Annotated in this window: 12 protein-coding genes; 6 read left to right on the top strand and 6 right to left on the bottom strand. The window is 68.8% G+C overall.

Features of this window, described 5'->3' with window-relative positions; genetic code table 11:
• Position 1: 1 nt before the first annotated feature.
• Positions 2 to 394, top strand: a complete 393-nt coding sequence (locus ACWIHT_RS43550) for a hypothetical protein (RefSeq protein WP_450515082.1) — start codon at positions 2 to 4, stop codon at positions 392 to 394.
• A 20-nt stretch (positions 395 to 414) separates the two neighbouring features.
• Here the strand turns inward: ACWIHT_RS43550 and ACWIHT_RS43545 are convergent, their stop codons facing one another.
• On the bottom strand, positions 415 to 1,086 hold the full coding sequence (locus ACWIHT_RS43545; RefSeq protein WP_456174173.1) for an O-methyltransferase: 672 nt from the start codon (positions 1,084 to 1,086) through the stop codon (positions 415 to 417).
• Between the two features lie 277 nt (positions 1,087 to 1,363).
• Here ACWIHT_RS43545 and ACWIHT_RS43540 point away from each other — a divergent pair, with 277 nt between their 5' ends.
• Complete coding sequence (locus ACWIHT_RS43540) at positions 1,364 to 3,412, top strand: bifunctional glycosyltransferase 87/phosphatase PAP2 family protein (protein WP_456174172.1); 2,049 nt, start codon at positions 1,364 to 1,366, stop codon at positions 3,410 to 3,412.
• Here the strand turns inward: ACWIHT_RS43540 and ACWIHT_RS43535 are convergent.
• On the bottom strand, positions 3,403 to 3,882 hold the full coding sequence (locus ACWIHT_RS43535) for a hypothetical protein (RefSeq protein WP_456174171.1): 480 nt from the start codon (positions 3,880 to 3,882) through the stop codon (positions 3,403 to 3,405). The genes ACWIHT_RS43540 and ACWIHT_RS43535 overlap by 10 nt on opposite strands.
• A 122-nt stretch (positions 3,883 to 4,004) precedes the next feature.
• On the opposite strand from ACWIHT_RS43535, the gene ACWIHT_RS43530 reads away from it, so the two are divergent.
• Positions 4,005 to 4,829, top strand: coding sequence for a hypothetical protein (locus ACWIHT_RS43530; protein WP_456174216.1), 825 nt, complete (start codon positions 4,005 to 4,007; stop codon positions 4,827 to 4,829).
• Between the two features lie 25 nt (positions 4,830 to 4,854).
• Here the strand turns inward: ACWIHT_RS43530 and ACWIHT_RS43525 are convergent, their stop codons facing one another.
• Positions 4,855 to 5,742 carry an SDR family oxidoreductase gene (locus ACWIHT_RS43525; protein ID WP_456174170.1) on the bottom strand — a complete coding sequence of 296 codons (888 nt, stop codon included), beginning with the start codon at positions 5,740 to 5,742 and terminating at the stop codon, positions 4,855 to 4,857.
• Between the two features lie 192 nt (positions 5,743 to 5,934).
• Between ACWIHT_RS43525 and ACWIHT_RS43520 the strand changes: the two genes are divergently transcribed.
• Together ACWIHT_RS43520 and ACWIHT_RS43515 are read left to right on the top strand one after the other, a co-directional pair.
• A complete protein-coding gene (locus tag ACWIHT_RS43520) occupies positions 5,935 to 6,870 on the top strand; it encodes a toll/interleukin-1 receptor domain-containing protein (RefSeq protein WP_456174169.1) in 936 nt (311 codons plus the stop codon).
• A gap of 51 nt (positions 6,871 to 6,921) precedes the next feature.
• On the top strand, positions 6,922 to 7,821 hold the full coding sequence (locus tag ACWIHT_RS43515; protein WP_456174168.1) for a LysR family transcriptional regulator: 900 nt from the start codon (positions 6,922 to 6,924) through the stop codon (positions 7,819 to 7,821).
• Here the strand turns inward: ACWIHT_RS43515 and ACWIHT_RS43510 are convergent.
• Complete coding sequence (locus tag ACWIHT_RS43510; RefSeq protein WP_456174167.1) at positions 7,805 to 8,974, bottom strand: steroid 3-ketoacyl-CoA thiolase; 1,170 nt, start codon at positions 8,972 to 8,974, stop codon at positions 7,805 to 7,807. The two genes, ACWIHT_RS43515 and ACWIHT_RS43510, sit on opposite strands and share 17 nt — an antisense overlap.
• Positions 8,975 to 9,203: 229 nt before the next feature.
• Between ACWIHT_RS43510 and ACWIHT_RS43505 the strand changes: the two genes are divergently transcribed.
• Positions 9,204 to 10,439, top strand: a complete 1,236-nt coding sequence (locus ACWIHT_RS43505; protein WP_456174166.1) for a cytochrome P450 — start codon at positions 9,204 to 9,206, stop codon at positions 10,437 to 10,439.
• A 91-nt stretch (positions 10,440 to 10,530) separates the two neighbouring features.
• On the opposite strand, the gene ACWIHT_RS43500 is transcribed toward ACWIHT_RS43505, so the two are convergent.
• A complete protein-coding gene (locus tag ACWIHT_RS43500) occupies positions 10,531 to 11,115 on the bottom strand; it encodes a TerD family protein (RefSeq protein WP_456174165.1) in 585 nt (194 codons plus the stop codon).
• Between the two features lie 67 nt (positions 11,116 to 11,182).
• Complete coding sequence (locus ACWIHT_RS43495) at positions 11,183 to 11,875, bottom strand: YoaK family protein (protein ID WP_456174164.1); 693 nt, start codon at positions 11,873 to 11,875, stop codon at positions 11,183 to 11,185.
• Positions 11,876 to 11,958: the final 83 nt, after the last annotated feature.

Raw genomic sequence — 11,958 nt, 5'->3', positions numbered from 1 at the left:
CGTGCTCGAACTCACCATGGCCTCGGTCTCCGGGACGGACGAGGGCGCCACGGCCGGCATGCTGATGGCCGAGGCGCCCAGCGACCCGGGCGCGGTGCTGCGGGTGGGCCGCGACGAGTCGGTGTGCCGGCTGGTGACACCGGACGACTGGCTGTTCATCTCACGGGTCCATCTGGAGTTCCTGTGCGGACCCGAGGGCATCTGGCAGGTGAGCTGGCTCCGCGGTTCCCAGCCGGACCCGTCGTCCGAAGTACGGCTGATCGTCGGGGAGTACGCCCAGACCGTCGGCTACGGCGGGAGCGTCCCGTTGCCCCGTGGTGGCAGCGGCGAGATCGTCATCAAGGACCGCACCGGGCCGCGCAGCGTCAACGTCGGCTTCTATCACGAGAGTTGAGGCACGCGGGCGGGCAACTCTCAGTCGACGACCCTGGCCAGCGCGAAGCCGTCGTAGCCCTTCTCGCCCACCGTCTGGATCGCCGTGCCCGACAGGCGCGGGTGTGAGCCGATCAGTTCGATCGCCGCGCGGGTGCCCAGGACGTCGGGGTCCGTGTTGGCCGGGTCGGCGACCCGGCCGCCGCGGACCACGTTGTCGACGATGATCAGGCTGCCGGGGCGGGTGAGCTTGAGGGCCCATTCCACGTAGTTCGGGTTGTTGGCCTTGTCGGCGTCGATGAAGACGAGGTCGAAGGGGGCCGTGTTCTCGTCGGCGAGTGCGGCCAGTGAGTCGAGGGCCGGGCCCACTCGGATCTCGACCTGCTTGTCGAGGCCCGCGCGGGCGATGTTGCGGCCCGCGACCTCGGCGTGCTTCGGGCTGTACTCCAGGGTGATCAGGCGGCCGTCGGCAGGTAGTGCGCGGGCCAGCTGGATCGTGCTGTAGCCGCCCAGGGTGCCGATCTCCAGGACGCGGGTGGCGCCCTGGATGCGGGCGAGGAGGTGCAGCAGCTTGCCCGCGGCGGCGGACACCGCGATCTGCGGGAGGCCGGCGGAGTCGCTGTCGCGCAGGGTCGCCTCCAGAACCTCGTCGTGTGGGGAGAGGTGGCCGATCAGATAGTCGTCGACGTCGTTCCACAGCTGCGACTCGCTCATGTGCCGGTGCCTTTCGTGAATCCGGTGATCGTGAATCCGGTGAGAATTGTTGCGACCCGTTCGTGTGCAATCACTCACTCTACGGATGCGTGGATATTTGCTGTGCCCAGGCAACCTGGGGCCGACTATCGTCATCCGGACAAAAGGAGGGCGGCCGTCAGGTGAAGAGGGGGTTGCCTGCGTCCCTCCCGCAGGGGGTGCGAACCTCATAGGGTTCGCAGAGGGAACAGCCACGCGTGTGACGCGTGGGACGAGCGGGGCGGGAGGCCTACGAGGCGTGGCGAACGTGGAGCACAGCGGGCGACCGGCGGGAGCCGTGGGAGCTTTCGGGTCGACGGCCAGTGGTACGGCCAGGGCACGGCTGCGCGCTGCGCGACTGGTCCTGTGGCTGGTGGCCGCCGTCCTGGCCGTACGGCAGGTGGCCGTGGTCCTCAGCACCCCGCAGGGGGAGCGGCTGACGGACCTGGAGACCTGGGTCGGGACGAACGGCGTGCTGCATGTGAAGGGCTCGCTGTACGACTCGACGCAGTTCACCGGCACCCCCTTCGCCGGGCTCGTTCTGAAGCCGCTCACCCGGGCGGCCGAGCAGGCCCTCGGCTGGGGGTGGACCTTCGGGACGCTGCTGCTCGTCGTCGCGCTCGGGCTGGTCGTGTCCCGCGCTCTGCCGCAGCCCGTCACCCGCCGCGCCTCGCTGCTCGCCGCGCCCGTCGCGATCAGTCTGCTGATGCTGTCGCTGCCGGTGCGCAACACGCTCTGGCTCGGTCAGACCAGCATCATCCCGGTTCTCCTTGTGCTGCTCGCCTGTTTCACGGTGCGCGGCGAGCGGGCCAGTGGCGTGCTGATCGGGCTGGCCGCCGCGCTCCAGCCGACCGTGCTGCTGTTCGCTCCGCTGCTGTGGTTCACCGACCGGCGCCGGGCCGCCGTGACCTCCGCGCTGACGTTCGCCGCGAGCGTGGTGATCGCCTGGGCGGCGATGCCGCACGACTCGTACACCTACTGGGTGCATCACATGGCCGGGGTCGGCCTCGGGGGCAAGGCGGACGATCTCGGCAACCAGTCGCTGCACGGGGCGCTGCTGCGGCTCGACCTGACCGGGCCGCTGGAGATCGGTGTCTTCCTGGCGCTCGGCGCGGTCGTCGCGTACCTGGGCCTGCGCCGGGCCGTGCGCTACGCGCGCGACGGGCAGCTGCTGCTCGCGGTCGCGGTCACCGGCTGCGCGGCGATCGCCGTGTCGCCGACGACCTGGCAGCACCAGCTGCTGTGGGTGCTGCTCGCGGTGGTGGGCCGGGTCGGCAAGCGGGCCTCGGACCGGTATGTGTGGCCGGTGGCGGTGGTCCTCGTCGTCACGCTGCCCGCGAAGATGATGCTGCCGAACATGGCGGCCGTCTATCCGTTGCGTGACAACGTCGTCCTGCTCATGGCGCTCGCCGCGGCCACCGTCGTGCCGTTCCTGCCGCGTACGTCGGAGCACTACCGGCGGCCGATCCCCACGGAGTACGCCGAGCCGGTCCCGACGCGCTGGAAGCACGTCCCGCTGATCCCCCAGCTGCGCCGCGTCCTGACCCGCCCGAACCTCCTCCTCGAACTCCTCCTCATCCGCGTCACCTACGCCGCCTACCAGCAGGTCCGCCTCGCGGCGACGGGCGGCACCAACGCGGGCGGCCGGGCCACGGCGGAACACCACGGCCACCAGATCCTGTCGATCGAGCAGTTCCTGCACATCGACATCGAGCACGCGGTCAACCACTGGGTCGTGAAGGTCGACTTCCTGCGGGAGTTCTTCAACTTCTACTACGAGTCCTTCCACTTCGTGGTCCCGCTGAGCGTGATGGCCGTCCTGTACTGGCGCCGCCCGGTCGACTACCGCTGGGCCCGCTCCTCCCTCGGCTTCGCCACCCTCCTCGCCCTGGTCGGCTTCTGGCTCTACCCCCTGGCTCCGCCGCGCCTGCTGCCGGGCCTCGGCATCATCGACACGGTCCACGGCGTCCAGGACTTCTCCAAGCCGGACTACGGCACCCTCACCGCCCTCACCAACCAGTACGCGGCGATGCCCTCGCTGCACTTCGGCTGGTCCCTGTGGTGCGGTGTCGTGATCGCGATCATCGCGCCGAAGTGGTGGATGAAGGCCTTGGGCCTGCTCCATCCCTTCTTCACCGTCTCGGCGATCGTGGCGACCGGCAACCACTGGGTCCTGGACGCGGCCGGTGGCGCGGCGGTCGTCGCGGCGGGATTCGGGCTGTCGTATCTCTTCCAGGGGCCGCGGGCGCGGTTGTCGAAGAAACCGGTGGAGATCGGGGCGGAGTTGGAGCCCGCGGTCTACCGGTAGAGGAAGGTCTCGCCCTCGCCGGTCCGTCTGATCCCCATGGCTTCGATGGACTTGTCGCGGTCCTGGCGTCCGTCGAAATCGCGCAGTGCCGCCAGGCCGGACGGCGGGAGGAAGCGGGACACCTCGGTGATGAGACCGGAGAACGGGGTGCCGATCAGGCAGGCGCTGTCATGGAGCGCGGCGAGCCCGTACAGGTTGTTGCGCGGGTCCTCAAGATGCGCCTCGGCCAGGGCTGTGGCGACGAGTCCGCGCCGCAGTGCTTCGGGGGACCGGGTCCTGACCGCCACGGACGCCATGCGCTGGCCGTAGGCGCTCAGTACGCCTGCGGCCCGCCGACCCAGGTCGAGCGGCTCCGGACGGCTCATGTACGCGATGACGAAAGCGTCCACCTCGGCGTCCAGTTCGTGCGGAAGCCTGACCGCCAGGTATCCGTTGAACCGCCTGTCCTGTAAGCGCGTCCAGCTGGTCACCCGCCCCATTCTGCCGTCCCTGAATAGGATCGTGTTCTTGAATGGTGTGAACACGTCTGATTCCAGGGGGAGTTGTGGGGGGTTCGGTGCCTGTGGCCGGGTCGCGGGGAGTGGCTGGCTTGGTGTTCGCCGTCTTGCTGATCGGTGGGGGAGTGGTCGGCTGTGGGGACCGTTCCGTGAAGGAGGACTCGGCCGCCGGGCTGTCGCCCTCGGCGGCTGTGGCCAAGGCGGTGGACAAGGCCGAGGACATCACCTCGCTCCACTACCGGGTGAGCGGGACCGTGCCCGAGAAGGGGCGGCTGAGGGCCGAGGCGTCGATGGCGAAGAAGACTGCGGTCATGACCATGGTGATGACCGTGGCCGGCGCCAGTAGGCCCGGGGAGTTGGACATCCGGTTCGTCGACAAGGCGATCTACGTCGGCGGGAGTGGCGTCGACACGTCGAAGTTGGGCGGCAAGCACTGGTTCAAGGCCGAGCCTGCCGTGTGGGGGCGTGGCGGGGCGGACAACCAGACCTACGGCATGCTGCCCGGTCCGATGGAGGTGAGCCCGGTCGTGCAGTCCACGGTCATGGTGGGTTCCCAGGACGTGCGGAGGATCGGCGCCGAGACGGTCGACGGCACGAAGGCCACGCACTATCGGGGAACGGTCACCGAGCGCGGCCTGCGTGACGCCCAGAGCGCGGCCAAGGGCAAGGCGGCCCGGCAGCGCCGGACCGACAGCCTCGACCAGTTCGTGGTCCTTCAGGTCGACGGCACCATGACCATGGACCTGTGGGTCGACGGCGACGACCACCCCAAGCAGTTCCGGGTGCGGGGCAGGACCTATCCCACGCGGAACGACGCCGACGGCGGCACGCTCGACCTGACCGTCACCTTCCTCGACATCAACCAGAAGGTGACCGTCAAGGCCCCTCCCGCCGACGACACCGCCGAACTCGGGGGCTGACGGCCCCGGTTCGGGGGGCGGCCGTCTACGACGGTTGGTCGAAGTAGTAGTCGTGGTCCAGGTCGGCCAGGAGTCCCATCCGGGTCGGTGTCCAGCCGAACCGCTTCCGCGTGAGCGTGCTGGTGCCCGTGAGGTCGGACGCGACGAAGTGGCCCAGCCAGCCGAAGTGGGTTCCGGCCTCCTCGGCCGGCACGCTCGTCACCGGTATGTCCAGCCGCTTGCCGATGACTTCGGCGATCTCCCGTACGGGTATGCCCTCGTCGTCGACCGCGTGCAGGACCGAGCCCGCGGGAGCGTTCTCCAACGCCAGCCGGTACAGCCGCGCGGCGTCCTCGCGGTGGACGGCGGCCCAGAGGTTGGTGCCGGCGCCGACGTAGGCCGAGACGCCCTTGGCGCGGGCGATGTCGATGAGGGCGGGGACGAAGGCGTGGTCGCCCTCGCCGTGCACCTGCGGCAGCCGTACCGCCGACGCGCGCACGCCCCGGTCCGCCGCGGTCAGGGTCGTCAACTCAGCTGCCAGGCGGGGCAGTTCGGGGTGGGTGGCGAGGTCGGGTATCTCGTCCTCGGTGCGGCCGTGACTCATCACGGAGCTGATGACCAGGGGGCGGTCCGTGCCCGCGAGCGTTTCGACCAGGGTCTCGATCGCGCTCAAGTCCGTTGCGACGCAGGGGCCGTAGTTCGAGAAGTCGTGGACGAAACCGGTGTGGATCACACCGTCGGCGGCGGACGCGCCCGCGCGGAGCGCGTCCAGGTCCTCCAGGGAACCCCGGTGGACCGCGGCCCCGGTCGCGGCGAGTCGTTCCGCCGAGGTGTCGGAGCGGGCCAGGCCGAGGACCTGGTGTCCCGAGTCGAGCAGTTCGCGGACGACCGCGCCGCCCACGAATCCGGTCGCGCCGGTGACGAAAACACGCATGACGAAATCACCCCAGGTGGGTCGGGAAGTGGTGTGCTTCCAGCTTGCGCCCGCCGTGCCCGGCCCGTCCAAGACCGGTTCCGGAAGACGTGATTCATCTCCGGTATCAGCAGATGGCCCTGGGTAGACTCTCGGCCGGGAACCCGCGGAACGGACAGGGCGCGCCCGCATGGGTAGAGGAGCTGTCGAGCAGTGCACGATCTTTTCATTTCCTATTCCAGGCGCAATGCGACATTCGTCAATCGGCTGGCGGCAGACCTTGAAGATCATGGCCTGGATGTCTGGCTCGACACCATCGAGATCACGGTCGGTGATTCGGTTCACAAGACCGTCGAGCAAGGGATCAGGGACAGTCGGTTCTTCTGTTTCGCGCTGTCACCGGCCGCCCTGGATTCGTTTTATGTGCGCGAGGTCGAGTTCGAGCAGGCTTTCTCCCGCATGGTGGCGGGCAGACGGGAGGGCTACATCCTTCCCGTGGTCGTTCAGTCATTGGTGGGTGATGTTCCAGATCGCATCGCTCATCTGCACAGGCTCGACTTCACCAAGCGGAAGCTCTACGCGCAGAACGTGAAGAGCATGGTGGACAAGATCCGTGGTGTGGACGGTGATTACAGCGGTTCCCGTTGGTACAAGGGGCTCAACATCTCCAACCTGGGGCAGCCCGCCGGTGTCGGGCCCACCTCGCAGAAGGCCTCACTCGGCATGAGCTACAACATCAAATGGAATTCCGGCGTTGTTTCGCGCGTCGATGTCTACAACAATGGCGCGCTGGCTCACTACAAGGAGTTCGAGTACGACAACCGGGGCCGGGTCGTCGCGAACAAGATGTATTCCCCGGACGGGTCGGGCGGGTGGGCCGTCCGCGATGACGTGTGGTATTACGCCTACGACCTCAAGACCGGTGTGCGCGCGACCAAAACCATGCGCTATCTCGGCGAGGCGACAGCTCGCGTCGTGCAGTACGACTCGCTCGGCCGCCCGACGGTCGAGGAGATCGTCACCGACGCCGGACGAACACCCGATCGCAGCTTTCCGTATGGTCGCAAGGTTTTCGACTACGACGTCGATGGAAATCCGGTGGGCGAGCTCTGGTTCGACCAGAACGGAAAGGGCATCCCTGCCGTGTAGATCAATAGACCATCGCGTTCAGCACGGCTCGTGCGGTCGTACAGTCGGCGTATGACCGACCTGGACCTGCGCCTGGTGCGCTGTTTCACCGTCGTCGCCGAGGAGCTGCACTTCGGCCGGGCGGCGGCCGTGCTGCATCTCGCGCAGCCGTCCCTGAGTCGTCATGTCCGGCGCCTGGAGGGCGAGTTGGGGGTGCGGCTCTTCGACCGGACCACGCAGGGCACTCAACTCACCGTGGCGGGAGCGGCGTTCCTGCCCCGGGCCCTGGCGCTGCTGCGGTCGGCGGCGGAGGCGACCGCCGTGGCACGGGCGGCCGGGACGCCGAGCCGGGTCGTCATCGGGTACATGACCGGACTCATCGTCACCCCGGCCGTGCGCGCCCTGCGCGGGCGCTGCCCGGACGCCGAGGTGCGGCACTGCTTTCTCGGGTGGGGCGAGGTGTCGTCCGCCCTGCTGGAGCACCGGGTTGACGTGGTGGTGGGCCGACTCCCCTTCTCCGCCGAGGGGTTGAGCGTGACGGTCCTCTACACCGAGCCCCGGGTGCTGCTGATGCCGGTCGGCCATCGGCTCGCCGGGAAGGAGTACGTCACCCTTGACGACATCGCGGACGAGCCCGTTCCCCGACTCCCGGACCCGGAACTCAACGCGGTCTGGCGCATCGACCCCCGCCCGGACGGACGGCCCGCGCCGGACGGTCCGCTGGTCGGGAGTCTGGAGGACAAGCTCGAAGTCATCGCCGCGGGTGAGGCGGTCGCGCTCGTTCCGGCGGGCGCCATCCAGAAGGGCCTGCGGCACGATCTGACCACGGTCCCGCTGGAGGGCGCGGACCTCGTCCCGGTGGTCCTGGCCGTGCGCGCGGGCGAGGAGGACCGCCGACTGCTCGCGGCCTTCCGCGCCTGCGCGGTGGAGCAACTGACGCCCGCCGACGGGCCGGTTACAGCCGCTGAATGATCGTGCCGGTCGCCAGCGCTCCGCCCGCGCACATCGTGATCAGCGCGAACTCCTTGTCGGCGCGCTCCAGTTCGTGCAGCGCGCTGGTGATGAGGCGGGCGCCGGTCGCCCCGACCGGATGGCCCAGCGCGATCGCGCCGCCGTTCACGTTGACCTTCTCCAGGTCCTGACCGAAGACCTGGGCCCAGCTCAACACCACTGACGCGAAAGCCTCGTTGATCTCGACGATGTCGATGTCCTTGAGGGTCATGCCCGCTTTGCCGAGCACGGCTCGCGTCGCGTCGATCGGGCCGTCGAGGTGGTAGTGCGGGTCGGCGCCCACCAGGGCCTGGGCGACGATCCGGGCGCGGGGGCGGAGTTTGAGCGCCCTGGCCATCCGTTTCGACGCCCACATGATCGCCGAGGCGCCGTCGCTGATCTGCGAGGAGTTGCCCGCCGTGTGGACCGCGGTGGGCATGACCGGCTTCAGTCGCGCCAGTGCCTCCATGGAGGTGTCGCGCAGGCCCTCGTCCCGGTCGACGAGCCGCCACATGCCGAGGCCCGCGCGCTGTTCGTCCTCCGTCGTCGGTACCTGGACGGCGAACGTCTCCTTCTTGAAGCGTTCCTCGGACCAGGCGATCGCCGCCCGCTCCTGCGAGATCAGGCCGAGCGAGTCGACGTTCTCGCGGGTCAACTTCCGGTTGCGGGCGATGCGTTCGGCGGCCTCGAACTGGTTGGGCAGGTCGACGTTCCACTCGTCGGGGAACGGCTTTCCCGGCCCGTGCTTCGATCCCGAGCCCAGCGGCACCCGCGACATCGCCTCGACACCGCAGCTGATCCCGATGTCGATGACGCCCGCCGCGATCAGGTTGGCGGTCATGTGCGAGGCCTGCTGCGAGGACCCGCACTGACAGTCGACGGTCGTAGCCGCCGTCTCGTAGGGCAGGCCCATGGTCAGCCAGGCCGTGCGCGCGGGGTTCATGGACTGCTCGCCGGCGTGGGTCACCGTGCCGCCGACGATCTGTTCGACGCAGTCGGCGTGAATGCCGGTGCGGCCGAGGAGTTCACGGTAGGTCTCGCCCAGCAGGTAGGCGGGATGCAGGTTGGCGAGCGCGCCGCCGCGCTTGCCGATGGGGGTGCGTACGGCTTCCACGATGACGGGTTCCGCGGCCATGGGACACGTCCTCTCCTCGTCCACCGCGCGGCGCGGGCGTCCCGGCCACCCGCCACGCAGAACTAGTACGCGTTCTAGTTCTGTGTGCAGTCTGCTGACAGGCCGTCCACAACCGCAAGGGTCGTGCAGGGAATTCGGCTTGCCGTGCCTCTTGCTACTTGTAGAACCCGTTATTACCTTCACGGCAGCCGGGTTCCTGATGGACCGTCAGATGACGGGAGTTGCGCCGATGCCCTGTCCAGCGTTGCCCGAAGGGTTCGACTTCACCGACCCCGATCTGCTCCACCACCGCGTGCCCCTGCCGGAGTTCGCCGAACTGCGCGCGGCCGAACCGGTCCGCTGGATCCCGCAGCGCGCCAACATCGCGGGGTTCCAGGACGAGGGCTACTGGGCCGTCACCCGGCACGCCGACGTCCGTTACGTCTCCACCCACCCGGAGATCTACTCCTCGACCCTCAACACGGCGATCATCCGCTTCAACGAGCACATGGAGCGCGGTTCGATCGACGCCCAGCGGCTGATCCTGCTCAACATGGACCCGCCCGAACACACCCGCGTCCGCCAGATCGTCCAACGCGGCTTCACCCCACGGGCGATCCGCGCCCTGGAGGAACGCCTGCGCGACCGGGCCCAGTCCATCGTGGCGGGCGCCCGCGCCCACTCCGGCCCCTTCGACTTCGTCACCGAGGTCGCCTGCGAACTGCCCCTCCAGGCCATCGCCGAACTCATCGGCATCCCGCAGGACGACCGCGTCAAGATCTTCGAGTGGTCCAACAAGATGATCGCCTACGACGATCCCGAGTACGCGATCACGGAGCAGGTCGGCGCCGAGTCCGCCGCCGAACTCATCGCGTACGCCATGGGAATGGCCGCCGAGCGCAAGCAGTGCCCGGCCCACGACATCGTCAGCACCCTGGTCGCCGCCGAGGACGAGGGCAACCTGAACTCCGACGAGTTCGGCTTCTTCGTGCTCATGCTGTCGGTCGCCGGGAACGAGACGACCCGCAACGCCATCACCCACGGCATGCACGCGTTCCTCACCCACCCCGAGCAGTGGGAGCTGTACAAGCGCGAACGTCCGTCGACCGCCGCCGAGGAGATCGTCCGCTGGGCCACCCCGGTCAACGCGTTCCAGCGGACGGCGACCCAGGACACCGAACTCGGCGGCAAACTCATCAAGAAGGGCGACCGCGTCGGCATCTTCTACGCCTCCGCCAACCACGATCCCGAAGTCTTCGAGAACCCGGACGAGTTCGACGTCATGCGCGACCCGAACCCGCACCTCGGCTTCGGCGGCGGAGGTCCGCACTACTGCCTCGGCAAGTCCCTCGCGGTCCTCGAAATCGACCTGATCTTCAACGCGATCGCGGACGCGATGCCCGACCTGACCCTGACCGGCGACCCGCGCCGGCTGCGCTCCGCCTGGATCAACGGCGTCAAGGAGCTTCGGGTGACCGCCGGTTGAGGATACGCACACAGCTCGGGCCGGCGGCATCCCGGCGCCGCCGGCCCGTCCTCGATCACCGCTGTGCTTACTTCTGTGCTTACCTCTGTGCTTACTTCCGTATGGCGAACTTCATGAGTTCCCGCTCGTCCCCCTGCTTGATCTTCCCGGTCTCGTTGATGACCTGGAGCTTCCAACTGCCGCCTTCCCGGACCGCCTTGGCGACCGCGCAGCCGTTGTCGGCGCTGAGCAGGTTGGGCCAGATCTCGGCGACCTGCTGGGTGCTGCCGCCGCTCGCGTCGTACACCTTGAAGGCGATGTTCCGTGCCTTCTGGAAGGAACTGCCCTTCTTGTAGGCCGCGGCGACGAAGACGATCGACGTGATGGCGGCCGGGATCTTGGTGAGGTCGACGGTCACCGTCTCGTCGTCGCCGTCGCCCTTGCCGGTCTGGTTGTCACCGCTGTGCAGCAGCGAGCCGTTGCCCAGCGGGTCCAGGGAGTCGAGCCCGGCGAGCCGCACCGGCTCGGCGCCCTGCATCGCGATGGCGATGAGATCGAGGTCCGTGCCCTGCTTCTGCCGCAGCTTCCCGATGATGCCGCCGCTGCTGCCGACAGTGGGGTCCCAGGACGCCCCGATCTCCAGATGGGTCACTCCGTCCAGATCCGCCGGACCGTCTTCCTTCGTGAGCGTGATCATGTGTGATCGATCCTCTTGATCGTGGGACTCAGACGCACGAATTCTGCCTTCTTGGCCGGGGTTTGGGCTACTCCCGTCCAGAAGCGATCGTGGCGAACACTCCGGCGACCAGGGCCGCGAGGAGGAGCGGGTAGCGCAGATCGTGGTGCAGGACCAGCCACGCGCCGACGAACGCGCCGGCGGCCATCGAGACGGCCGCCGCGAGCCGGCGGAAGGCGCCGGGGCCCCAGCCCTCGCCCGCGACCGTGTCGGCGACCAGGCCGGTCAGGGTCATCGTCAGGACCGTGGTGGTCGAGAAGCTGGTGACCTTGAGCTTGCGGACGGCCGCGTTGCGCAGCCCCATCGCGAAGGCGGTGAGGGCGATCAGGGGGTGCGTGGTGGCGCTGTCGCCCGGTGCCACGCAGGCGATCACCGCGGCCACGCCCACGAGCAGCGCCTCCGCGCCCAGACTCACCCGGGCCCAGGTCCGGCGCGAGCCGGTGTCCATCCGTACCGCGATCCGGCCGCCGACCGCCGCGCCCACCAGGAAGGCGCCCAGGGAGGTGAGGGTGCGCGACACCGAGAAGCCCGGTGCCCCGGCGGCGGCGAAGCCGAGGACCACCACGTTGCCGGTCATGTTCGCGGTGAAGACATGGCCGAGGCCCAGATAGCTCGCCGCGTCGATCAGTCCGCTGACCAGGGTCAGACCGAGCAGCACGGGCACCAGCCGGAGTCCGCGCGCCTCACGGTCGTAGGACTTGGGCTGTGTGTTCTGGTCCATGAACGCAATGTAGCGGCGGCCCCCCGGGCTCAACCTCATGGTTCTCGCCCTCTCTTCGCCTCGGTGTGCGGCAACGACGGTGC

This window comes from Streptomyces sp. NPDC002276, assembly GCF_053891435.1.
Note: the sequence above shows the minus strand (reverse complement) of the source record. Positions and strands in the feature narration are given on the sequence as shown.

Excerpts from the sequence above, each read along its gene's own strand:
- ACWIHT_RS43545 (WP_456174173.1), bottom strand. The coding sequence starts at position 1,086 with ATGAGCGAGTCGCAGCTGTGGAACGACGTCGACGACTATCTGATCGGC.
- ACWIHT_RS43525 (WP_456174170.1), bottom strand. The coding sequence starts at position 5,742 with ATGCGTGTTTTCGTCACCGGCGCGACCGGATTCGTGGGCGGCGCGGTC.
- ACWIHT_RS43515 (WP_456174168.1), top strand. The coding sequence starts at position 6,922 with ATGACCGACCTGGACCTGCGCCTGGTGCGCTGTTTCACCGTCGTCGCC.
- ACWIHT_RS43510 (WP_456174167.1), bottom strand. The coding sequence starts at position 8,974 with ATGGCCGCGGAACCCGTCATCGTGGAAGCCGTACGCACCCCCATCGGC.
- ACWIHT_RS43505 (WP_456174166.1), top strand. The coding sequence starts at position 9,204 with ATGCCCTGTCCAGCGTTGCCCGAAGGGTTCGACTTCACCGACCCCGAT.
- ACWIHT_RS43500 (WP_456174165.1), bottom strand. The coding sequence starts at position 11,115 with ATGATCACGCTCACGAAGGAAGACGGTCCGGCGGATCTGGACGGAGTG.
- ACWIHT_RS43495 (WP_456174164.1), bottom strand. The coding sequence starts at position 11,875 with ATGGACCAGAACACACAGCCCAAGTCCTACGACCGTGAGGCGCGCGGA.